Annotated in this window: 23 protein-coding genes; 21 read left to right on the forward strand and 2 right to left on the reverse strand. The window is 40.2% G+C overall.

The features are described 5' to 3' along the window. The first annotated feature begins 10 nt into the window (after nt 1-10). The 20 genes from CVT07_RS02575 to CVT07_RS02670 all read left to right on the forward strand — a co-directional run bounded on the left by CVT07_RS02575 (nt 11) and on the right by CVT07_RS02670 (nt 20,848). Nucleotides 11-508, forward strand: coding sequence for a chemotaxis protein CheW (locus CVT07_RS02575; RefSeq protein ID WP_021087872.1), 498 nt, complete (start codon nt 11-13; stop codon nt 506-508). 8 nt (nt 509-516) lie between these two features. Further along, on the forward strand, nt 517-1,143 hold the full coding sequence (gene serB / locus CVT07_RS02580; protein WP_012001427.1) for a phosphoserine phosphatase SerB: 627 nt from the start codon (nt 517-519) through the stop codon (nt 1,141-1,143). A 4-nt stretch (nt 1,144-1,147) separates the two neighbouring features. Beyond that, nucleotides 1,148-2,140, forward strand: coding sequence for a transaldolase (locus CVT07_RS02585; protein ID WP_021083637.1), 993 nt, complete (start codon nt 1,148-1,150; stop codon nt 2,138-2,140). Continuing rightward, the gene (locus tag CVT07_RS02590; protein WP_107937488.1) at nt 2,140-3,300 is read left to right on the forward strand and encodes a type IV pilus twitching motility protein PilT; all 1,161 of its coding nucleotides are present in this window, start codon (nt 2,140-2,142) and stop codon (nt 3,298-3,300) included. The genes CVT07_RS02585 and CVT07_RS02590 overlap by 1 nt, the downstream gene beginning before the upstream one ends. A gap of 67 nt (nt 3,301-3,367) precedes the next feature. Continuing rightward, the gene (locus CVT07_RS02595) at nt 3,368-3,904 is read left to right on the forward strand and encodes a 50S ribosomal protein L25/general stress protein Ctc (RefSeq protein WP_107937490.1); all 537 of its coding nucleotides are present in this window, start codon (nt 3,368-3,370) and stop codon (nt 3,902-3,904) included. 11 nt (nt 3,905-3,915) lie between these two features. Further along, complete coding sequence (gene pth, locus CVT07_RS02600) at nt 3,916-4,464, forward strand: aminoacyl-tRNA hydrolase (RefSeq protein WP_107937492.1); 549 nt, start codon at nt 3,916-3,918, stop codon at nt 4,462-4,464. Then, nucleotides 4,461-5,525 (forward strand): LptF/LptG family permease, encoded by a 1,065-nt coding sequence (locus tag CVT07_RS02605; protein ID WP_107937494.1) that lies wholly within the window; start codon nt 4,461-4,463, stop codon nt 5,523-5,525. The genes pth and CVT07_RS02605 overlap by 4 nt, the downstream gene beginning before the upstream one ends. Before the next feature lie 55 nt (nt 5,526-5,580). After that, nucleotides 5,581-6,804: a diaminopimelate decarboxylase gene (lysA, locus tag CVT07_RS02610; RefSeq protein ID WP_107937496.1), complete on the forward strand. Its 1,224-nt coding sequence runs from the start codon at nt 5,581-5,583 to the stop codon at nt 6,802-6,804. Next, a complete protein-coding gene (gene pheA, locus CVT07_RS02615; RefSeq protein WP_103568285.1) occupies nt 6,788-7,867 on the forward strand; it encodes a prephenate dehydratase in 1,080 nt (359 codons plus the stop codon). Before lysA ends, pheA begins: the two co-directional genes overlap by 17 nt. After that, a complete protein-coding gene (hisC, locus tag CVT07_RS02620) occupies nt 7,867-8,964 on the forward strand; it encodes a histidinol-phosphate transaminase (RefSeq protein ID WP_107937498.1) in 1,098 nt (365 codons plus the stop codon). The genes pheA and hisC overlap by 1 nt, the downstream gene beginning before the upstream one ends. A gap of 4 nt (nt 8,965-8,968) precedes the next feature. After that, nucleotides 8,969-10,666 (forward strand): flagellar basal-body MS-ring/collar protein FliF, encoded by a 1,698-nt coding sequence (fliF, locus tag CVT07_RS02625; protein ID WP_107937500.1) that lies wholly within the window; start codon nt 8,969-8,971, stop codon nt 10,664-10,666. Further along, entirely contained in the window at nt 10,666-11,697 is a 1,032-nt protein-coding gene (gene fliG, locus CVT07_RS02630) for a flagellar motor switch protein FliG (RefSeq protein WP_012001435.1), read from the forward strand. Before fliF ends, fliG begins: the two co-directional genes overlap by 1 nt. Beyond that, the gene (fliH, locus tag CVT07_RS02635; RefSeq protein WP_107937502.1) at nt 11,694-12,560 is read left to right on the forward strand and encodes a flagellar assembly protein FliH; all 867 of its coding nucleotides are present in this window, start codon (nt 11,694-11,696) and stop codon (nt 12,558-12,560) included. Before fliG ends, fliH begins: the two co-directional genes overlap by 4 nt. Continuing rightward, nucleotides 12,553-14,379, forward strand: a complete 1,827-nt coding sequence (gene dxs, locus CVT07_RS02640; RefSeq protein WP_107937504.1) for a 1-deoxy-D-xylulose-5-phosphate synthase — start codon at nt 12,553-12,555, stop codon at nt 14,377-14,379. Before fliH ends, dxs begins: the two co-directional genes overlap by 8 nt. 71 nt (nt 14,380-14,450) lie before the next feature. Beyond that, nucleotides 14,451-14,861: a Fur family transcriptional regulator gene (locus CVT07_RS02645; protein ID WP_035170104.1), complete on the forward strand. Its 411-nt coding sequence runs from the start codon at nt 14,451-14,453 to the stop codon at nt 14,859-14,861. Nucleotides 14,862-15,004: 143 nt separating this feature from the next. Next, nucleotides 15,005-16,411, forward strand: a complete 1,407-nt coding sequence (locus CVT07_RS02650) for a CHAD domain-containing protein (RefSeq protein ID WP_230855732.1) — start codon at nt 15,005-15,007, stop codon at nt 16,409-16,411. 13 nt (nt 16,412-16,424) lie between these two features. Continuing rightward, on the forward strand, nt 16,425-17,147 hold the full coding sequence (gene ubiE / locus CVT07_RS02655) for a bifunctional demethylmenaquinone methyltransferase/2-methoxy-6-polyprenyl-1,4-benzoquinol methylase UbiE (protein ID WP_103581987.1): 723 nt from the start codon (nt 16,425-16,427) through the stop codon (nt 17,145-17,147). Next, nucleotides 17,140-18,306, forward strand: coding sequence for an exodeoxyribonuclease VII large subunit (xseA, locus tag CVT07_RS02660; RefSeq protein WP_107937506.1), 1,167 nt, complete (start codon nt 17,140-17,142; stop codon nt 18,304-18,306). The genes ubiE and xseA overlap by 8 nt, the downstream gene beginning before the upstream one ends. Before the next feature lie 2 nt (nt 18,307-18,308). Beyond that, nucleotides 18,309-19,388: a phosphoserine transaminase gene (serC, locus tag CVT07_RS02665; RefSeq protein ID WP_107937508.1), complete on the forward strand. Its 1,080-nt coding sequence runs from the start codon at nt 18,309-18,311 to the stop codon at nt 19,386-19,388. Beyond that, entirely contained in the window at nt 19,388-20,848 is a 1,461-nt protein-coding gene (locus CVT07_RS02670) for a class I SAM-dependent methyltransferase (RefSeq protein WP_107937510.1), read from the forward strand. The genes serC and CVT07_RS02670 overlap by 1 nt, the downstream gene beginning before the upstream one ends. A gap of 30 nt (nt 20,849-20,878) precedes the next feature. Here the strand turns inward: CVT07_RS02670 and CVT07_RS02675 are convergent, their stop codons facing one another. Then, nucleotides 20,879-21,619, reverse strand: coding sequence for a sulfite exporter TauE/SafE family protein (locus CVT07_RS02675; protein WP_103593536.1), 741 nt, complete (start codon nt 21,617-21,619; stop codon nt 20,879-20,881). Nucleotides 21,620-21,763: 144 nt separating this feature from the next. Here CVT07_RS02675 and CVT07_RS02680 point away from each other — a divergent pair, with 144 nt between their 5' ends. Continuing rightward, a complete protein-coding gene (locus CVT07_RS02680) occupies nt 21,764-23,035 on the forward strand; it encodes an anthranilate synthase component I family protein (protein ID WP_107937512.1) in 1,272 nt (423 codons plus the stop codon). A 229-nt stretch (nt 23,036-23,264) separates the two neighbouring features. On the opposite strand, the gene CVT07_RS02685 is transcribed toward CVT07_RS02680, so the two are convergent. Next, a complete protein-coding gene (locus CVT07_RS02685; protein WP_196375753.1) occupies nt 23,265-23,969 on the reverse strand; it encodes an NTP transferase domain-containing protein in 705 nt (234 codons plus the stop codon).

Below are 23,969 nucleotides of genomic sequence, written 5' to 3' on the forward strand. Positions count from 1 at the left end.
GGGTTAGGCGATGAATGATAAACTAAACCAAGTTTTAAGCAAACAAAAACAGCAAATTGACGAGCCTGAGATAAAAAACAACGAAGATATAGTCCAATTAGTAGGCTTCGTTGTTGGCGAAGAAGAGTATGCGATACCTATTTTAAATATCCAAGAGATAATCAAGCCTATCGAATACACCCGTGTTCCTAGCGTGCCTGACTATGTTCTTGGTGTCTTTAACCTACGTGGAAACGTTATCCCGCTTATTGATTTGCGAAAACGTTTTTCACTAAATGTTACAAAGCAAAGCTCAAATACAAGATATATCGTCATGAAAGATGAGGATAACATCGCAGGCTTCGTGATAGACCGCTTGACGGAGGCTATCAGAATAGACCGTAACAGGATTGATCCGCCGCCAGAGACTTTGGTAAAAGACAAAGGCATGATCTATGGTATCGGCAAACGTGATCAAAATATCCTTACGATTTTAAAGGTTGAGAGCCTTTTAAAGCGTGATTTTTAGGGCATAGCTTGATAAAACTTTGTGTTTTTGACTTTGACTCTACGATAATGGACGGCGAGACGATTGATATCCTCGCCGCCGCTAATAACGCCAGCGATGAGGTGGCTAGCATAACGAAGCGTTCGATGAACGGCGAACTTGATTTTTTTGAAAGTCTTACAGCAAGAGTAAAATTTTTAAAAGGAATGCCACTTTCAAAAGCAGATGAAATTTGTAAAAATTTACCCATCATGCCAGGAGCTAGCGAGCTTATAGCTGCTCTAAAGCAAAAGGATATAAAAGTCGTGGTCTTTAGTGGTGGTTTTCACATCGCAACTGATAAGATGCAAGAAAAACTTAAATTTGACGCAAATTTTGCAAATATCTTGCACCACAAAGATGGAATTTTAACAGGTGAAGTTGGCGGAGAGATGATGTTTGGTAGCTCAAAAGGCGAGATGATAGATCGCTTAAAGGGGCTATTAAATTTAGATAAAAGTGAGATCATGTGCGTTGGCGACGGAGCCAATGACGTATCTATGTTTAGAAAATGTGATCTAAAAATTGCCTTTTGTGCGAAAGAAATTTTAAAAAAAGAGGCGACGCATTGCGTGGATGTCAAAGATCTGCGTGAAATTTTAAATTTTATAAGGTGAAAAAATGTATGACAATGAAGCTAAATTTTCTCTTTGGTGTGACTTTATAGAGAGAGATTTTTTACAAAACGAATTCAACTCTTTATTAGAAAAAGGCGTTATAAACGGAGCTACAAGCAACCCAGCTATCTTTAAAACAGCTTTTGCATCACCTGCTTACAAACAGATCATACAAAATAGCAACAAGCGTCATCCAAAAGATCTTTATGAAATTTTAGCGACCCAAGATATCAAGATCGCCGCATGTAAAATGTTAAAAAACTACGCAAATGGCGATGATGGCTTTGTTAGCATCGAGGTCGATCCAAATTTAAGTGGCGAAACAGCTGCGACGATAGAAGAGGGCATCAGGCTTCACAACCTTATCTCAATGCCAAATGTTATGATAAAAATTCCAGCCACAAAAGAGGGTTATGAAGCGATGAGCGCGCTCATGGCAAGAGGCATCAGCGTAAATGCGACGCTCATTTTCTCGCCAGATCAGGCCAAAAACTGCCTAGAGGCTTTTAAAGAGGGTAGCAAAGCTTACGCAAGCCGCTTTGTGGATACGACGATGCCAAAAGGTGTGATCAGCGTTTTTGTTAGTAGATTTGATAGAAAGCTTGATGAGACAATGTCTGCAAAGAGCCTACCAACAGGGCAGATCGGCATAATGAACGCTGCGAATATCTATCATATCATTGAGGATTTTGGCTTAGAAAACGTAAGGACACTTTTTGCAAGCACTGGCGTAAAAGGTGGTGGTTTAAGAGGGGATTATTACGTTAGAGAGCTAATGTATAAAAACTCTATAAACACAGCTCCGATAGATACTATAAAAGAATTTATAAAAGAAAAAGCCGAGGCAAAAAATGCCCCTAGCAAAGAGAATATCTCAAGCTTTTTTCACATCATAAAAAATAATGAAATCGATATAAATGCTACTTATAAAGAGCTTTTAAATGACGGCTTAAAGCAGTTTGTTGCAGCATTTGATGAGATTATGAAATCACTTTAATGACCAAACAAGACCTAGACTCATATCTGTGCTCTTTAGTTGATAAAGGCGGCAGCGATCTTCATCTAAAGTCTGCAAGCCTTGTTTATGGCAGATTTAATGGTGAGATCATGCCACTTAGCGAAGAAAATTTAGACCCAAGTGACGCAGTGGCTATCGCAAAAGAGCTTTTGGGAGCTAAATTTGATGAGTTTATGGATAAAAAAGACATAGATTTTTCTTATAAACTAAATGATGAGTACTGCTTTCGTGTAAATATGTTTTTGCAGATAAATGGAATTTCTGCTGTCTTTCGTGTCACTCCAACGAAAATCCCAACCATAAAAGATCTAAATTTACCAAGCGTGATAGAAAAAATTTGTACAGAGACCACTCGTGGCATCATTTTAGTGACTGGCCCAACTGGAAGTGGCAAGACGACAACGCTTGCAAGCATGATAAATTTCATAAACCAGACAAAAAGATCGCACATCGTAACCATTGAAGATCCGATTGAATACGTATTTAACGACGATAAAAGCATAATCAATCAGCGCTCTATCGGGGCAGATGCGCTAAATTTCTCAGATGCGCTACGAGCTTCACTTAGAGAAGATCCTGACATCATTTTGGTGGGTGAGATGAGAGATCTTGAGACGATTGAGACTGCCATTAGAGCCGCAGAGACTGGACACTTGGTGCTTTCGACACTTCACACGCTTGATGCAAAAGAGAGCGTAAATAGAATAGTAAATAGCTTCCCGCAAGGCGAGCGAGATAAAGTCAGCCTTATGTTCTCTTCAGTGCTTGCTTGTGTCATCTCACAAAGGCTAGTTAAGACGCTTTTTGGCACAAGACGCCCAGCAGTCGAGATCATGAGAAAAAATACCCGCATAAAAGAGCTCATATCTGAAGAGAAATTTGATGAGATCGATCTTGCCATAGCTGAGTCAAAAAATACTTATGGCATGCAAACTTTTGATCAGCACCTGCTTGAACTTTATGAAAATAAGATAATTAGTGCCGAAGTGGCGCTTGATAATGCTAGCAATAGGGGCGATTTGCAGCTTAAGATAAAAAGCTCAAATGTAGCAGGCTTTAGCTTTGAAAATGGTGTAAATTTTGGCAAACCTCAAAGCAAACAAGATCAACCTGAAGTGATCGCACTTAAAGAAATTTAGTAAGCTTTATGTGAAATTTATAAAGCATTAGATAAAATCAGCACCTATTTTTTATGAAAGGAAAACGATGTTAGAAGGAATCGTTAGAGAGAGTATCGGTAAGAAGTCTGCGAAGGCTTTGAGAAGAGATGGTTATCTAATCGCCAACATTTATGGCAAGGGATTAGAGAATGTTGCAGCTGCTTTTAAAGTCAATGACTTTATAAAAGAGGCACGCAAAAAAGAGAGCCTTGCTTTTGATGTAAAAGTAGGCGGAAAAGTTTATAATGTCGTTATTGTTGATTACCAAAGAGATGTTGTTACAAGCGATCTTAAACACGTAGATCTAAAAGTAGCACTTCCAGGCGTTTTATCAAAATATATGATCCCAGTTAAGCCAGTTGGAACACCTATTGGTCTTAAAAACAAGGGTGTTTTGATCCAGTCAAAAAGACGTCTTTGCGTAAAATGCACGGCTGAAAATTTACCAAATTCATTTGACATTGATGTAAGCAAACTTGACATTGATGATACGATTTTGGTTCGTGATATCACAGCTCCTAAAGGCGTTACTATCATTGACGCTGACCGTGTTGCGGTACTTGGAGTTATTAAAGCTAAATAAAAAGGGCTTTTGTGACACTAATAGCGGGGCTGGGAAATCCTGGCTCCAAATACGAAAACACTAGACACAACATAGGCTTTATGCTTATAGATCTCCTAAAAGACTCAAATTTCAAAGATGTTAGCTCAGCCAAATTTCAAGGCGAAGTTTTTAAATTTAACGATATTATCTTGCTAAAACCAACGACCTTTATGAACCTCTCAGGTCAAAGTGTAAAGGCAGTAAAAGACTTTTATAAACCAGATAGGATAATCGTCATCCACGACGATCTTGACCTTAGTTTTGGCGCTGTTAAATTTAAAAAAGGCGGCAGTAGTGGCGGACATAACGGCATAAAATCGATTGATAATCTAATAGGCAACGACTACGAAAGAGTGCGCGTTGGTATCGGACATGATGGCGATGCTAAAAATTTCGTCCTTGGCGAGTTTAGCGACGAGGAGAAAAAGGCTTTAGATGAAATTTTAGCCTATACAAAAAATGCGGTTTGCGAGCTACTAAAGAGCGACATCAACGAAATTTCACAAAAATTTACGGTAAAAAAAGGTCTTATCAAATGAAACTATACGCCAGATACGTTGGCTGGGTCTATATAAAATCTTTTCTTATCGTATTTTTAGCGCTTGAGCTATTTTATGTTGGCATTGATCTGCTTACAAATTTAAAAGATCTGCCGCCATCTGCTAACCTTCAGCTACTCTATGTTGGCCTTACTGCACTAAGTGCCATTAGCTATGTTTTGCCACTTTCACTCATTTTTGCGCTAATAATTTTGCATGTAAATATGGTCAGATCAAACGAGCTAATCAGCTTTTATGCTCTTGGCATCAGTAAAAACAAGCTCATTTTACCACCATTTCTCATCGCATTTTTTGTGACGATTTCTTACGTTGGGCTAAATTTTACGCCATTTGCTTATGCACATGACTATCAAAAGAGTATCGCAAAAAACACCGCTTTTTCAAAAAGCACAAACGACTCATTTTTGAAATTTGAAGGCAAATTTATCTATATAAAAGAGCTAAACTCAGCCAAGCAAAGAGCAAATGATGTGAGAATTTTTGACATTAATGGCACTGACTTGCTCTCGACAACCTTTGCCGACCACGCTAAATTTAAAGACAATGAGTGGGTTTTAGAAGATGTAAATCAGACCTTTTTGCCTCAAAGCTTAGAGCTTGGCGAAAGTGGCTTTAGCAAGGTAAAAAGCGAAAATTTAGATGCATTAAGAGGCTTTAAGCCAAAGAGCATTGAAAGTGCTGCAAGCGTTGAAAACTCGAAATTTAACATACCTGATGCGATAAATTTTATAAAGACATTTAAAAACGAAGGCATAGGGCTTGACAGCGCAAGGACTGCATTTTATAACCTTGCCATCACGCCATTTTTTGCGCCATTTTTATTGCTTATTTTCTACTATCATTTGCCAGTGACTGGCAGGTTTTTTAACCTCGCACTCTCAACATTTATCTTTGTTGTGATAACACTCGTAGTTTGGGGACTTCTCTTTATCTTAACCAAATTTGCTCAAACCTCAGTCATCTTGCCAGAGATCGGCATGGTGCTTCCTGTTATTTTGCTTTTTGCATACGCCATTTATCTCATAAAATCGCATCGTTAAGCCAAATTTTGGCAACTTTTTTGTAAAATCAAGCCATTTTAAAAAAGGCTATTTTATGGATTTTAAAGAGCTTGCAGGCAAATACAAAACCCCACTTTACGTTTATGATTTTAACTACATTAAAGAGCGCTATGAAGCGCTAAAAAACGCATTTTACGCTAGAAAATCTCTAGTTTGCTACGCTGTAAAAGCAAACTCAAATTTAAGCGTTTTAAAATTTCTGGCTGATCTTGGAGCTGGATTTGACTGCGTGAGCATCGGCGAGGTCAAAAGAGCGCTTTTGGCAGGTGCTAAGAGATATCAGATCATCTTTAGCGGCGTTGGCAAGAGCGATGAAGAGCTAAAAGAGGCTTTAGAAAATGAAATTTTACTGATAAATGTCGAGAGTTTTGCCGAGCTTTTAAGGCTTGAAGAGATAGCAAAAGGGCTAAATTTAAAAGCAAGGATTAGCATCAGGGTAAATCCAGGCGTTGATGCTAAAACGCACCCATATATCTCAACAGGGCTAAATGAAAACAAATTTGGAGTTGATGCGGTGACCGCTAAAAAGATGTATATCCACGCTAAAGCTTCAGAGTTTCTTGAGCCAACTGGCATACATTTTCACATCGGCTCGCAGCTAACTTCACTTAGCCCGATAATAGACGCTGCAAAGATCGTTAGCGAGCTTTTAAGAGAGCTAAGAGCGCTTGAGATCGATATCAAATTCTTTGATGTTGGCGGCGGACTTGGCATCATCTATAACGATGAAAAAGAGATAAATTTATACGACTACGCACAAGGAATTTTAGGCGCACTAAAAGGTCAAGATGTGACCATCGTTTGCGAGCCAGGACGCTTTATCGTGGGTAATGCTGGCTACTTTGTCGCAAGCGTTTTATATGAGAAATTTAACGGAAAAAAGAGATTTGTCATCACTGATGGCGCGATGAATGATCTCATAAGACCAAGCCTTTATGGCGCGCATCACAAAATTTTCGCCTACGGCAAGGATGAAAATTTAGGCACTTGCGATGTGGTCGGTCCAGTTTGTGAAAGCGGCGACTTTTTAGCAAAAGATATCAAGCTACCAGAGTGTGAAAGTGGCGACGTCATCGTGGTTAAAGGGGCTGGAGCTTATGGATTTAGTATGAGCTCAAACTACAACACAAGAAACAGAGCTGCTGAAGTTTGCGTGCTTGATGGCAAAGATAGGCTGATAAGAAGACGTGAGTGCTTTGAGGACGTCGTGGCACCTGAGATTGAGTTTTTGGAGAGCACTGATGCAAGAGCTAAATGAGCTTAGAAAAGAGATCGATAGTATAGATGATCTCATCTTAAATAAACTAAATGAAAGAATGAAGCTTGTCGAGCAGATCGGCAAGCTAAAGCAAACGACTGGGACGCCTATATATCGCCCTGAGCGTGAGCGAGCCATTATAAATCGCTTAACTAGCCTTAGCAAAGATAAAGCCTTAAATAAGGCTGCGATCGAGGCCATCTATCTTGAAATTTTTGCTGTTAGTAGAAATTTAGAGATGCCTCAAAAGATCGTCTATCTAGGGCCTGAGGGCACTTATACGCATCAAGCGGCGCAAAGTAGATTTGGTGCGATGAGTGCCTATCTGCCACTTGCTACGATCGAGGCAGTTTTTACTAAGCTAGCTCAAAAAGAGGCAAAATACGGCGTCGTGCCTATCGAAAACAACACTGAAGGCGCTGTTGGAGCTACGCTTGATTGTTTGAGTAAATTTGATGATATAAAGATAGTGGCAGAGCTCTACGTAGATATCCACCACAGCTTTGTTAGCATAAATGAAAATTTAAAAGAGATAAAGCGAATTTACTCGCATCCGCAAGGCTACAACCAGTGCCGTAAATTTTTAGAAGATCACATGCTAAATGAGGTCGAATTTGTCCCAGCCAAATCAACCGCAGCAGCTGCATATATGGCATCTATGGATAGAGAATCAGCCGCCATTTGCTCAAAAATCGCAGCTAAAATTTACAACGTGCCAATCGTCTATGAGACCATTGAAGATAATATGGCAAATAGAACGAGATTTTTGATCTTAAGCGATTTTAAAAATGCCAAGGTTGAAAACTCAAAAACTTCGATCCTAGCAAAGACTGATCACAGTCCAGGACGCCTTGCTGATCTGCTTTCTATCTTTAAAAATGAGAATATCAATATCACAAAACTTGAGTCACGTCCTATAAAGCAGCGCGAATTTAAGTCAATTTTTTACCTTGACTTTGAGGGGCATATAGACGATGAGAAGGTGCAAAACGCCTTTGAGCTCGCAAAAGAGAGCGGCGCTGAGATAACGTGGCTTGGAAGCTATTTAAACGGAGAAGAGTAATGAAATTTAATGACTTTTTAGATGATCTAGTAAATTACGAGGCTGGAAAGCCGATCGAGCTTGTAGTTAGAGAGTTTGGCATCGATGCAAAAGATGTGATAAAACTAGCGAGCAATGAAAACCCTTTTGGCACTAGCAAACGCGTAGAAGAGGCGCTAAAAGAGGTCGCTAAAAACGCACATCTCTATCCAGACGATAGCTACTTTGAGCTAAAAGAGGGGCTGGCTAAGAAATTTGGCATAACTAGCAAAAATTTAATCATCGGCTCTGGAAGCGACCAGATCATAGAATACGCACTTCACGCAAAGGCGAACAAGCAAAGTGGTGTTTTGATGGCTGGCGTGACATTTGCGATGTATGAAATTTATGCAAAACAAACAGGGGCTAAAATTTACCGCACAAAGAGCGTGGAGCATAATTTGAGCGAGTTTTTAGAAATTTATAACGCGCACAAAGATGAAATATCAGTAATCTTTCTTTGCCTGCCAAACAACCCTTTGGGCGAATGCATCGATGCCGACGAGGTCTATAAATTTATAAAAAACATTGATGAAAACACGCTTGTGGTGCTTGATTGTGCTTACAACGAATTTGCTAAATTTAAAGACAGCAAAAAAGAGATAAAGCCAAGCGAAGTGGTGAAATTTAAAAACGCCATCTATCTTGGCACTTTCTCAAAAGCCTATGCACTTGGCGGCATGCGCGTAGGATACGGCGTGGCAAATGAAGAGATCATAGGCGCTCTTTCAAAGCTAAGAGCTCCATTTAACATCACAACTCCAAGCCTAAGAGCAGCGATAGTGGCGCTTGGAGATGATGAATTTGTGCAAAAAACTATGCAAAACAACTTCGAGCAGATGAAGAGATATGAGGAATTTGCAAGGCAAAATGGCATCGAGTTTATCCCAAGCTACACAAATTTCATCACTTTTAAATTTAACGAGCCAAAATCAAGCCAGATATGCGAAAAGATGCTAAAAAAAGGTATAATTTTACGAGATTTAAAAAGCTACGCCTTAAATGCGGTGAGAATCACCATCGGTCAGGCATGGCAAAACGATAGAGTTTTTGAAGAGTTAGAGCAAATTTTAAAGTAGGGATATGGATTTTAAGGCATTACTTCATCAAATAAGTCAAATTTATCAAAAGCTTTCACTAAAACAAAAGATCGTCGCAGGCAGCTCGATCGTCTTAGTAGTGGCTTTTTTGGTATTTTTAACGCTTTACAAAAGCAAAAGTGATAGCTTTGCAGGATATAGCGTCCTTTTTGAAAACATCAGCCCAAGCGACTCAGCCTTAATAGTCGATCAGCTAAACAAAGATGGCATCAAGTATAAACTAGCAAATGAAGGCACGATCCTTGTGCCAACAAGCGATGTATATAAAGAGCGTATCGCTGTTGCAACGCTTGGCATACCAAAAGAGAGCAAGATCGGTTTTGAAATTTTTGACAAGCAAGAATTTGGCGCAACAGACGCCGAGCAGAGAGTTAAATTTCAAAGAGCGCTTGAGGGCGAGCTAGCTAGAACGATCGAGAGCCTCTCATCTATCCAAAAAGCAACCGTAAGAATAGCCATACCAAAAGAGAGCGTCTTTACTGAAAGACAAGCACTTCCGACCGCTTCTATTGTCGTTGAGCTAAAGCCAGGCGTTAGTCTAAATGCGAAGCAAATTTTTGGCATTAAAAACCTAGTCGCCGCCTCTGTTACAAATTTAAGCACCGAAAATGTAAAGATCGTCAATCAAGATGGCGTTGCACTTGGCGATGAGGACGGTGAGTTTGATAGTGATGCCATAGCTCAGCAGATCCGCTATAAGCGCGAGTTTGAAAATAATTACGAGCAAAAGATCGTAAATGTCCTAGCTCCTATCGTGGGCGGGGCAGATAAGGTCGTAGCAAAGGTAAATATCGACTTTGACTTTGATAAAAAAGATACAAAAAGCGAGGTTTATGACCCAAATAACGTCGTAAGAAGCGAGAGCAACATCGAAGAAAAGCGCCAAGGATCAGCTCCAAATGAAGTAGGCGGCGTACCAGGTGCGGTTAGTAATATAGGCCCTGTTCAAGGGCTAGATGATAGCACTTTAAAAGAGCAGTACAACAAAAGCTCGCAGCAGACAAACTACGAAATTTCAAAGAAAGTGACAAATGTCAAAGGGCAGTTTGCTAGCATAAACAGAGTAAGCGCAGCTGTCGTTATAGACGGACTTTATCAAAGCAAAAAGGATAAAGACGGCAAGCCAACTGGCGAGCTTGAATTTGCCCCGCTTACCAAAGAGCAAAGAGAATCAATCACAAATTTAATCAAACAATCAATCGGCTACAATCAAAATAGAGGCGATGAGGTAAGCTTAGATAACTTCGAGTTTAAAACTGGCAAAGATGTCAGCACTGGCGAGAAGATGGATGGCTTTATGAACAACTACGTGATGCCTTTCTTGCCGCTGCTTAAATACATCTTTGCAGCACTGCTACTTTACGTCTTCTACAAAAAAGTCATCGTGCCATTTATGCAAAAGATGCTTGAAGAGACGAAAGAAGAAGAGGAGCAAGCCCAGGACGATCTTGAAGATATCGAGGTGGATGCAGAAGATACGCTTGAGAAATTTAAAGCTGCTCGTAAGAAGGTCGAGGAGCAGCTTGGTCTTAGCGGTGAATTTAACGAAGATGAGCTAAAATACGACGTCCTTCTTGAAAAGATGAAGATAATAGTCACTGAACGAAGTGAGGAAATTTCAAATTTACTCCAAGATATGGTTAAAAACGATAGTGACTTTAACATGCGTAAGGAAATTTGATGTCTATAAAACTAACCGATAAGCAAAAGATGATATATGACGATCTTTCGATGCCAGAAAAGATCGCTATTTTACTGATCCAGCTTGGCGAAGAGGCGACGGCTCTTATATTTTCTCACATGGATGTTGATGTCATCACTGAAATTTCAGGCTACATAGCAACTGCAAAAAATATAGACAAACAAGTAGCAGGCGCTATTTTAGAAGAATTTTACGCTCTCATGCAGTCAAATCAATACATGAGAAGCGGCGGCTTGGAGTATGCAAAAGAAATTTTATACCGCACATTTGGTCCAGAGGCTGCGCAGAAAATTTTAGACAAGCTTGCAAAAAGCATGGAAAACTCAAAGAGCTTTGGCTATCTTGATAAGATAAAGCCACAACAGCTCGCAGACTTCATCGTAAAAGAGCACCCTCAAACTATCGCGCTAATCCTTGCCCACATGGACTCAACAAGTGCCGCCGAGACGCTAAGCTTTTTCTCAGATGAGCTAAGAAGTGAGGTAGTGATCAGGATGGCAAATCTTGGCGAGATCAGCCCATCAGTGATCAAGCGTGTCTCAACCGTGCTTGAGGGCAAACTAGAAAGCCTCACATCTTACAAGGTCGAGGTTGGTGGCCCAAGAGCTGTGGCAGAAGTGCTTAACAGACTTGGTCAAAAAGCTAGCAAAAGCACGATCGAGCGCATCGAGCAAAGTGACGATAAGCTTGCTACAACGATCAAAGAGCTTATGTTTACATTTGAAGATATTATCAATCTTAACGCAACTGCGATTAGAGAAATTCTTAAAAATGTCGATAAAAAAGACCTTATGGTTGCATTTAAGGGCTCAAGCGATGGCATTAAAGATAAATTTTTATCAAATATGTCTCAGCGTGCGGCCGAAGCCTTTAAAGAGGAGATGCAATACCTTGGCGCTGTGCGTGTAAAGGATGTTGAAGAGGCGCAAAGACGCATCGTTGAGGTCGTTCAAGGTCTAGCTGATCAGGGCGTCTTCCAAGTTGGCGAAGCAGATGAGATGATAGAATGAAAAGTAGCGTAATAACAAGTGAGACCTCGCCGGCTCACTTTATAGAAAATTATAGATTTAAGGTGCTTGGCAGCAACGAAAGAGCCCAAGATAGCGCACCTGTTTTGATAGAAGAGAACAACCTTAGCGAAGAGCTAAATGAGCAAAATTTAGAGCAAGGTGGTGAAAATTTCACGCCTCAGATGCCGCACCCAGTGCAACCAAACATGCAAAATCACTTTGCGCCTCAGCCTCAAAACAGCCAAGCTCACCAGCCTGGATTTGATTCAAATTTTGTCGAGGAGCTGCTTAAAAAGACAGATGAGCTAAGCAGTAATATCATCAAACTTCAAATGCAGATAGAAAATCAAGAGAGTGAATTTGCAAAGCGACTTGAAGCTGAGATCGCCCGTGCAAAAGAGGATGGCAAAAACGAAGGCATCGCTCAAACAAATGCTGCAAACGAGGCAAAGATAAAGGAGCTTGAGGCTAAATTTAGTGCTTCAGCCACAAAGCTAGATGAGCAGTATGTTAAATTTGATGAGTTTTTGAAAAAGAGCGAGGAAGAGCTTGGGCAAACTGCGATAAAGATTGCCAAAGAGGTGATAGAAAAAGAGGTTTCAAGCGCATCTAGCCAGATCGCTCATCACCTAGCAAATTCGCTTATAAAAGAGCTAAGCGACGTAAAAAATATAGAAATTCGCGTAAATCCAGAAGATAGCGACTATCTAAAAGAGCAATTTAGTAAAAACGAACGCGTAAAAGTAAGCGCTGATGACGCCATAAGCAAGGGCGGCGTGGTGATAATAAGCGAGGGCGGAAACATCGATGCGACGATGCAAACAAGGCTTGAGAAGCTAAAAATGCTGGTAAATAATGAATAAAGACGTTAAAAGCCTAAATGTCGATGAGCTAAACGCGCTTTGCCACGACATCAGAGATAAAATTTTAGCTACCGTTAGTAAAAATGGCGGTCATCTTAGCTCAAATATCGGTGCAGTCGAGATTATCGTTGCGATGCATAAAATTTTTGACGTTACAAAAGATCCGTTTATTTTTGATGTGAGCCACCAAAGCTACGCACATAAGTTACTAACTGGGCGCTGGGATAGCTTTGATACGCTTAGAAAATTTAACGGCATCAGCGGCTACACAAAGCCAAGCGAGAGCAAATTTGACTACTTTGTAGCAGGCCATAGCTCAACGTCCATTTCACTTGCAGTTGGCGCTGCAAAGGCGATCAAACTAAAAAATGAAGAGCGCTTGCCAGTGGCTGTCATAGGCGACGGCTCGCTAAGTGGCGGCATGGCGTATGAGGCGCTAAATGAGCTTGGGGATAGAAAATACCCTTGCGTCATCATCCTAAACGACAATGAGATGAGCATAAGTAAGCCAATAGGCGCACTCAGCAAGTATCTAAGCCAGATGATGGCTGGGCAGTTTTATCAAAAATTTAAAGGCAGGGTTGAGCGCTTTTTAAGCTATATGCCAGACTCTGCAGCTTATATGGCTAGACGCATGGAGGAGGGCATCAGACTCATCACTCCTGGCATGTTTTTTGAAGAGCTTGGACTTGAGTATATAGGCCCAGTCGATGGACACGACCTTTCAGCGCTTCTTAGCACATTTGAAACAGCCAAAAACATGAAAAAGCCAGTCATCGTGCACGTGCAGACACTAAAGGGTAAAGGGTATGAATTTGCCGAGGGTTACTATGAAAATTGGCACGGAGTTGGGCCGTTTGATCTAAAAAGTGGCGAATTTATCAAAAGACAGTCAAACAAGTCAGCCACGGCGATCTTTAGCGAGCAGCTTTTAAGGATGGCAAGAGAGCATAGCGACATCGTTGGCGTAACGGCTGCGATGCCAACAGGCACTGGCATGGACGCGCTCATACATGAGTTTCCAGACCGCTTTTGGGACGTGGCGATAGCCGAGCAGCACGCGGTTACCTCGATGTCAGCCATGGCAAAAGAGGGCTTTAAGCCATTTGTCGCGATATACTCGACCTTTATGCAAAGGGCCTACGATCAGGTCATCCATGACGCTTCTATACTAAATTTAAACATCACATTTGCGATGGATAGAGCGGGCATCGTGGGCGAAGACGGCGAAACGCATCAGGGCGCTTTTGATATTAGCTTTTTAAACGCTGTGCCAAACATGGTTCTTTTTGCACCAAGGTGCGAAGAGAGCATGAAAAATGTTATGGAATTTGCCTACTCATACAAGGGTGTTAGCGCGTTTAGATATCCGCGCGGGGCATTTATCTTAAGAGGTGAGTTTAAGGCTAAGCCACTTGAGTTTGGCAAGGGTGAAATTTTAGCTGACGCAAAGAGTGACATAGCATTTTTAGGCTACGGTAACGGCGTTGGCAAGGCAAATTTGGTTAGAAATTTACTAGTTGGCAAGCTCGAAGCTATCCTTGTTGATCTAGTCTTTGTAAAACCACTTGATAGTGAGCTTTTGCTGGATCTTGCAAAACGCACTAAAAAGTGGTATATCTTTAGTGATAGCGCTAAAAAAGGCGGTGTTGGCGAGATCGTAAGTGCGTTTTTGCAAGAAAATGGCATATCAAATGTAAGCGTTGTTAGCTTTGAGTATGATGATAAATTTATCCAGCATGGCTCGACAGCAGAGGTCGAAAAGAGTCTTGGCATAAGCGCTGAGCAAATTACCCAAAAATTACTAGAAAATAATTAATATCATTTAATAAAGAAACGTTTAATATTACTTTTGCTAGCATAAAGCAAAAATTTGTATAGGGGAAAATTATGCAATATGTATCGTTGCTAAAACAGTCTGGGCTTAAAGTAACGCCGCAGCGTCTTAGCGTTTTGAGAATTCTTGATCGTCACACACATCCAACGATCGATGAGCTTTATGATGAAATTTTGAAAGAAAATCCATCAGTTTCGCTCGCAACTGTTTATAAAAACCTAAACACTCTAAAAGACGAGGGTCTAGTGGTTGAAGTAAATATCGTAAATCAAAAGGCGAGATACGACATTTACGAGCATCCGCATATCCACGTGGTTTGCGAAAACTGCGGTAGCGTCGAGGATATGAGCTATGATGACTCAGAGCTTGGCAAATACCAAGAGGCGCTAGAGAGAAAGATCGGAAATATCATCGAGCGCCTAAATATCGTTGCTAGCGTAAAAAGCTGTAAGCACTGCCGATAAGGCAAAATTTATGTTGCACTACGCAACATAAATTTCTCAACCAACCGCACCTAAATTTACTTCAAACAAGCCTAAAATTAGCATTTTTCTCATTATTTTAAGCACTAACTTGCTAAAATAAACAAAAAATTTCGGAGAAAAATGTGGGTTTGGAGATAGAGCGTAAATTTTTACTCAAAAATTCTCAAATTCTAGATTTTCTAAAAGAGGCTGGAGTAAGCTTTAAGCACCTTGAAATTTCTCAGTTTTATACCAAGATCACGCAAAATGAAGAGATCCGCTTCAGAAGCGAAGATGGTAAATTTATAAAAACGATCAAGGTCGGCAAAGATCTTATAAGAGAAGAAAATGAGGAATTTTGCGAAAAGGCGGAGTTTAAAAAGGCTCTAAAAAACCGCATCGGGCACGTCATCACAAAAGATAGATACATTTTTCGGCTAAACAATAACCCCTGCAACATCGATGTTTTTAAAGATGACTTAAATGGACTTTGCACATTTGAGATCGAATTTAGTGATGAAAATGAGGCTGTCTATTTTAAGTTGCCATCATTTTTGGAGCAGTTTTGTAAGGCCGATGTCACCTGCGATAAAAGATATAAAAATAAATTTCTTGCCATTCACGCAAACGAAAATGAACAAATCGACTACAAAAGAGCCTACAATGTCTTTAAAAACAAAGAAATTTCGCCAAATTTTGCTGCAAATTTAAAAAGTGGCGAGGCGCTAAGGGCTTTGTTTTTAAGCATCTTTAAAGAGATAAAGAGGCTAAAGAGCGACTATCTTCAAGATCACGACGAAGAAATTTTGCACAATCTGCGAGTAAATTTAAGAAAGGTTAGGTCGCTACTTAAAATTTTTAACGGCGTTTTTGATGAAAAAGTGACGCTCTTTTTTGGAGAGAATTTTAAAATTTTGGCAAACTCAACTAACAAAAAGCGAGACTTAGACATATTTCTAAGCTTTTTAAGCGAGCAAAAGCATGCAAATGAGCTTATTTACTTTGTGCAAAAGGCTCTAAATTTAGAGTATGAAAACGTTAAAAGCTACCTAGGTGATGAGGAAAACTACGCATTTTTAAAAGAGTGGGAGATATTTTTAAACGAGGGCGAGTTTTATAGATCAAAGCTCTTTGACGTGAGCCTTTCGCGCCTTGGCTCGTTTAAGCTAAGAACGCTTATGGTATTAGCTCAAAAAAGGCTAAAAAGCCTAGATCAAGACTGCCCAAATGAGAGCTTTCATAAGATCAGGATCGAGCTTAAAAAGGTGAGATATACCTATGAGTTTTTGAGTGAGATTTTTTATTTTGACGGGCTTAAAAAGTATGAAGAGCGGCTAAAAGATATGCAAGAGATCTTTGGTGCGCTTCAAGACTATGACGTCTGGCTTGGCATCTTAGAGCGCTTGCCAGAGGCTGCTGGCAAAGAAAAGCTAGAGAGTAAAATCTACAAACAAATTTACAAAACCAGAGAAGAGATACTAAAAAAACGGCTTAAATTTATAAAAGCAACTCGCAAGATCTCGCGAAATTTAAAAATTTACTACATATAAAGGTCTAAAATTTATGCAAAAACAAGAAAAAATAGTTGATATGTTTAATCAGATCGCTCCGACTTACGACGTCGCAAACAGGGTGCTAAGCCTTGGCGTGGATGTGAGCTGGAGGAAATTTGCCTGCAGGTATATGCTAGAAATTTTTAAAAATAAAAGCATAAATATCGTGGATGTGGCTTGCGGCACTGGCGATATGATGGGGCTTTGGAGTGAAATTTCAAAAGAATTTGGCGTAGAGGTGAAAAGCCTAACTGGCATCGACCCATCAAGCGGCATGCTAAAAGAGGCGAGGGCGAAATTTCCAAATTTTAAATTTATAGAGGCCTACGCTGATAATACAACGCTTGCAAGCGGTGAGGCCCAAATTTTAAGTATAAGCTACGGCATAAGAAACGTGGTCGAGCGAAAGGCTGCGCTTATGGAGTTTAATAGGGTCCTAGCTGATGGCGGCTACGTAGTCGTGCTTGAATTTACCAAACGCCAGAAAAAGGGCTTTATAACTGCGCTAAGAGATTTTTACCTAAGTAAAATTTTGCCAAGTATCGGCGGCTTTATCTCAAAAAATAAAGAGGCATACGAGTATCTGCCAAGCTCGATCGAAAATTTCTTGGACGCAAAGAGCTTTTGTGATGAGCTAGTTGAAGCTGGCTTTGAGATAGAGCTTTGCAAGGGTTTTAGCATGGACATTTCAACGCTATTTATCGCTAAAAAGGTCAAAGAAATCAATGCTTAGCGTATCTGAGCTAAACGAAAAAGCAAAGGCGCTGCTTGAAGCGACACTTGACTACGTCGAGGTAAGTGGCGAAATTTCGCGCCTTACTAAGCACGCTTCTGGGCACTGGTACTTCACGCTAAAGGATGAAAAATCAAGCATCTCAGCTGTGATGTACCGCATGAATAACCAAAAGGTGAAGTTTTTGCCAAAAGAGGGTTTGAAGGTCAAAATTTATGGCAAAGTGACCATTTATTCTCCAAGTGGGTCGTATCAGCTAGTGGCTAGTGCGATGCTGCCTGATGGCGAGGGCGAGCTTGAGCTTGCGTTTAGGCAGCTTAAAGAAAAGCTCGAAAGCGAGGGGCTTTTTGACATCGGCGCAAAAAAAGAGATACCAAATTTACCTAAGAAAATAGCCCTTGTCACAAGCGCCACTTCAGCCGCACTTCAGGATATGCTAAAGGTGGTAAAGAGCCGCTGGAGACTAAGTGAAATTTATATATTTGACGCGCTAACTCAGGGCGAAAGTGCTCCAAGCTCGCTTATAAAAGCTTTGCGCAGGGCCGATAAATACGGCGTTGATGTGATCGTTTTAGCTAGAGGAGGCGGCAGCAAAGAGGATCTTTGGTGCTTTAATGACGAGGGTTTGGCTCGTGAAATTTACGCTACAAAAACGCCAGTCATAAGCGCTATCGGACATGAGATCGACTATGTTATAAGTGACTTTGTAGCAGACCGCAGATCGCTTACACCAAGTGCAGCCATGCTTGATCTTTTGCCTGATGAAGAGGCGTTTTTCCAGTATCTTGATAGGCTTAGCGACGATCTTGATAGTGCCTTAAATTTAAAGATCACAAAGAAGCAAAATTTATTAAATTTACTACTTTCTAAATTTTCATCAAATGCCCTAAAAGATAGGATCGAGCTAAAATTTAGCGAGGTAGCAAACAAGCAAAACGCCCTAACAAACGCCGTGCAAAGAAAGATCTTGCTTCTTAGCTCAGCTCTTGGCTCGCTTGAGAAGGCTTATGAGATGAGGGAGCTCTTTTTTGAGAGCACGAAGGGGCTTATCGAGGTTAGAAAAGATGGTAAGAGAGCTGATCTTAGGTATTTAAATTTAAATGATGAGATCGAGCTTATCTCGCAAAATACACATAAAAAAGCAATTATCAAGGAGTAAAAATGAGTAGAAAAATCAACTTTAGCGCAGGCCCAAGCGCGATACCATTAGATGTTTTGGAGCACGCAAAGGCCGAATTTACCGACTACAGAGGCGAGGGCTACTCGATCATGGAGATCAGCCACAGAAGCAAGACCTTTGAGGAGATCCACTTTGGCGCGATGGATAAGATAAGAAAGCTTTATGGCATCGGCGATGAGTATGAAATTTTATTTTTGCAAGGCGGCGCACACTTGCAATTTAGCATGATTCCGATGAATTTATATCAAGGTGGCAAGGCCGAGTACGCAAACACTGGCGTTTGGACAAACAAAGCGATCAAAGAGGCAAAAGTGCTTGGCGTAAATGTAGATGTCGTAGCAAGCAGCGAGGATGAAAATTTCTCTTACATCCCTGAGTTTAAATTTAGCGATGATGCTGACTACGCCTACATCTGCTCAAATAACACGATTTACGGCACGCAGTATAAGGCTATGCCAAAGACCAAATCGCCCCTTGTTGTCGATGCTTCGAGCGATTTTTTCGCTAGACCGCTTGATTTTAGCAGTATCGGCTTGCTTTATGGCGGCGCTCAGAAAAATGCAGGCCCAAGCGGCGTGACTATCGTCATTTTAAGAAAAGACCTAGTTGATCGCGTGAGCAGCCAAAACGTCCCTATGTTTTTGCGCTACAAAACGCACGTAGAGGCAAACTCACTTTACAACACACCGCCAACTTTTGGAATTTATCTTTTAAATTTAATCATGCAGCACCTGCTAGATCTTGGCGGACTTGCCGAGGTTGAGAAGATAAATGCCAAAAAAGCAAGCACACTTTATAGCATCATAGACAGCTCAAATGGCTTTTACGTGGGTCACGCCAAAAAATCAAGCAGGTCAGATATGAACGTGAGCTTTACGATACCAAAAGATCATGCGCTTGAGCCAGTTTTCGTCGAAGAAGCGCTAAAAGAGGGCATGCTAGGGCTAAAGGGCCACAGACATCTTGGCGGCATAAGAGCCTCTATCTACAACGCCGTTAGCCAAAGCGACGTTGATAAACTTGGTGAGTTCATGAGAGAATTTGCCAGAAAGCACGGCTGATGAACAAGGCAAAAAAAGCTTACGACGAAATTCCTTATTTCTCAGCTGCATTTAGCGACTGCTCACCCGTTAGGATAGAGGCGGTGGCTAAATTTCTTGGGCTAAAGGCGGCAAATTTAAAAGATGCCAGAGTGCTGGAGCTTGGCTCATCGTATGGTGGCAATATCTTGCCATTTGCAGCTTCTCACAAAGAGGCAAAGGTCGTTGGCATCGACATCTCAAGCCACCAAGTAGAAGAGGGCAACAAGATCGCCAAGAAGATGAATTTAGAAAATTTCACCCTTCTTGAGCGTGACTTTTTGCACATGAATGAGCACGACATCAAAGAGCTTGGCGAGTTTGACTACATCATCGCTCACGGCGTTTATAGCTGGGTGAGCCCAAACGTAAGAGACGCGCTACTTGCAACGATAAAGGCACTACTTAGCAAAGATGGCCTCGCCTACGTCTCTTATAACACCTACCCAGGCTGGAAGAGCCTTGATATCTTAAGGGACTTCATGCTCTTTGCGAGCGTAAACAAGGGCGATAAAGAGTCGCTACCTCACGTCAAAGAGGAGTTAAATTTCTTGCAGGATTATTTGAAATTTAGCCTGCAAAACCAAAGCGACGTCGTCTATAAAGACAGCATGAAGCTACTTTTGACGCAGCTAAATTTCTTACAAGGCATCATCGCAAAGGGTAGTGATTATTACATTTTGCACGACTTTTTGGAGGCGAGTAACGAGCCAACTTACTTTCATAAATTTGCTAGGCACATCGATAAACACGGACTTTGCTACGTCATAGACGCCTCGCTAAACGATATCTTTGCAAGCTCGACTGGGATTTACCGCTTTGACGCGCACATCGAGCAAAGCTACAACACTCGCATCAAAAAAGAGCAGTTAAACGACTTTTTGTTTAATAGATCCTTTAGAAAAAGCCTCATCGCTCACAAAGAAAGGCTAAATGGCGCTGATGACTTTGACGCGGTGCTTGGAGAGAGCGAGCTTGATAGGGTTTATTTTGCCTATTTTAGCAAACAGCCAAGGACAAAAACGCAAGAAATTTTAAGCAAAGCCTATCCGCAAAGCTTAAATTTAAACGAGGTAAAGGCCGCACTTGGTGAAAGCGAGAGCGAAGCCTTTATGGGGCTACTTGAAATTTTAAATGATCAAAACACTAAAATTTCATCATCAAAACTTATTGCGCTTGATTATGAGCCTAAAAAAACTAGGCTAAAGCCTGGAGCTGCAGCGTATCTAGGATATTTTTTGGAGACTAGTTTGCCAGTTATTTCTTTGGCAAATGAGCTAAATGGCAAGCTTAGCTTAAGCGTTGAAGAGATCAAAGCCGCCTTGAAATTTGACGGCAAGGTCAGCCTTAAAGAGATCGCAAAGGGCGCAAATTTAAGCGAAGGCGAGCTAAAAGAGCTTGCTTTTAAACTAAGCGAAGCCTACTTTTTTGAAGAAATTTAAAAAAAGAGCGTGGCAAATTTAGCCATGCTCTTACTCAAAAAACATATCTTTTAATATCAAACATATCATCGCTATGTAAAAGACCAAAAACCATTTTTTAAGTGTTTTCTTGTCGGTATTTTGCGTCTTTTTGGTGCCAAAGTATGCGCCTATTAGCGAGCCAAGACCTAAAAATGCGCCCTCTGCATAAGAGATATGGCCATTTAGCGAGAGTGAGATGAAGCCCGCGATGGCTGCAAACATAACGAAAAACACGCCCATAGAAACGGCTTTTTTCAGCTCATAACGTAAAAAGCCAACCAAGATCGGCGCGATAAAGACGCCTCCACCGATGCCGATGCTAATGGCAAAAACGCCAACAAAAACGCCAACTAAAAATAGCAAAAAGAGCGAATTATTTGCATTTGAGCCGTCGCTGTTTGGCGAAAAGTATAGTTTTATAAGCGAAAAGACAAAAGTTGCTAGAAGCATAGACTCAAGTAAGAGTGCAGGCGCGTGCGACACGATGATGCCACTAAAGCTGGCTCCAACCAAGCCTCCAAGCCCCAAAAAAACGCCACGATTTAGCTTTAAAAGCCCAGCTTTGTAGTTTAGATACGAGCCAAACGTCGCACTAAAGATCATCTGCATGACGCTTATGCCAATGGCTGTTTTCACGTCGTAACCAAAGGCGACCATGATAGGAACGACGACCGTGCCGCCACCGATGCCAAAAAACCCAGCGATGTAACCAACGCCGATACCGATTATAAATAGTTCTACAAAAAGCATTTTTTCTCCCTCGACTGGCGCAAATTTTAGCCAAGGGGCTCTTAAAAAAATAGTAAAAAAGGCGTAAATTTAAAAATTTAGCCAAAATTCTAAAAAGTAAAAGCGAAAATTTTTTATAATCAATAAAAATTTAAAAGGAAAAATATGCTCTTAGAACAACCACTTTTTTATTATGAAGCGATCAGAGAGAAATTTAAAAATAGCTACCTTGCTGAAGACAAGACGCAAACGATAATCGGCATCGACTGCGAATATATCGACGAAAAGGATATGGACTTTTACGGACTTAGAAGCTACTTTGATACTAATCGTAACAGATCACTCGCACCTTTTGCTGGACTTTTTGGCGTCTTTGCTTATGACGGCGTGAGATACTTTGAGTATATCGGCAAAGAGAAGGCTAAAAAGTATGAATTTCCAAAATTTATCTATGCTGACGCAAAAGCATATCTGCACTTTGATAAGATGAGTAAAATTTATACTTTTTATGGGGATAAAGAGAGGTATTATGACTTTTTGCTAAATTTAAAGGCAGAGCATAAGGGCGAAAAAGAGTGCGAATTTAGTATAAAAACCGATCTTAGTGAAGAAAAGAAACACTTTGAAGATATGGTTGAAGTGGCAAAAGAATACATAAGAAGCGGTGATGTCTTTCAGGTGGTGCTTGGGGAGCTACTTGAAATTTCAACGAATATGAGTAGCCTAGACTTTTACAAAAAGCTTGCCATAGCAAATCCTAGCCCATATATGTTTCATTTTCCTACGCCTTATGGCGATGTGGTCGGCTCATCGCCTGAGCTTGTCTTTGAGATGAAAAGTGAGCAAATTTTTGTAGCACCGATCGCAGGCACAAGACCAAGAGGTGGCGATGCAAACGCTGATGCGGCACTTGAAAATGAGCTTTTAAGCGACGAAAAGGAGCAGGCTGAACATAAGATGCTAATCGATCTTGCCAGAAATGACATCGGCAGGGTCTCAGAGCCAAAGAGTGTGGTCGTGAAAAATGCGATGCATATCCAGAAATTTGAAAAAGTGATGCATATCGTTAGCGACGTCTATGGCAAGTGCGCTAGGGAGCTTAACCTTTTTGACGTGCTAGCTAGCATCTTCCCAGCTGGCACGCTAAGCGGTGCGCCAAAGATCAGAGCGATGCAGATAATTAACGAGCTTGAAATTTTTGAGCGAAATATCTATGGCGGGGGCATTGGATTTTTGCATTTTAATGGTGACGCTCAGGTGGCGATCCTCATCCGCTCAGCTATCTTTGTGCCAGCTAAAAACGGCTTTAGCGACGTCTTTGTCGGAGCTGGAGCTGGCATAGTCTATGACTCAAAGAGCGAGAAAGAGTATGCTGAAATTTGCCACAAACGAGCCAGCGTGGTAAATGTCTTTAAAAACAGCGCAAAAGAGGTTTAAAACTTTTTAATTAAATTCAAAAATACAAGTATGTTGAAATATTAAACTATTATAATAATATATTATTTGACAACTATGGATTTTAGATAAACATTAGTGTATAAAATAATAATCATTTAATAAAATTTATAAATAGTAAATACATTTACTAAAAATGTTTTGAATTTTTATTAATTTATTGTATTTTTTAGTTGTGAAAATATCAGATTATAAGCATTTTTTATTTTATTTATTGAAATTTATCTAATTTTAAAGCTTTTATTTTAAAATTTAATTCGTTTAAATCATCCATGTCATCAATTTCTGCGACTAGATTATTATTTATATCTATAAATCCCATATTTATATTGTAAAGAGTATCTAATATCGCATTGTCATAGTATTTTTTAGGGTCCAAAAAAGACTCTTCGCCTAAACTCTCTATGTGTTTTTTTATGATTTCAGCATCTTTTTTTACAAAAAAACTTATACCAAGAAGAGACGACTCTACTTTATTGCAAATTTCAACCCCTATAACTCTGTTATTATGCTTTTTTATAACCCACTCTTTTTTGTCGGTTTTTTTTCTAATTGTAGTAAAATAAGTTGAAGTAGTTGGAATATGAAGAACATTCTTTAATAATACAACATCCGCATCTATTATAAAACTATCTGCAAAATATGGTAGAGCTAAGGAGAAAGATGATAAGTTGTTAAGTTTATCATAATTATTATTTTTAATTAGTTCTACATTGAATTTGTCTTTTAGATATTCAAATTGTTCGCTTAAATATCCGGTAATTATATAAATTTCTTTTATATTTATTTCATGTAAAAAATTTATAGTTCTTTCAATATTTGGTACGCCTTCTATTTCAAAAAGCGCTTTATGCTTATTTTTTGTTAATTCTTTTAACCTAGACCCAAGCCCTGCTGCTAGTATAATTGCATTCAT

This window comes from Campylobacter concisus (assembly GCF_003048875.2).
GTDB lineage: Bacteria > Campylobacterota > Campylobacteria > Campylobacterales > Campylobacteraceae > Campylobacter_A > Campylobacter_A concisus_AU.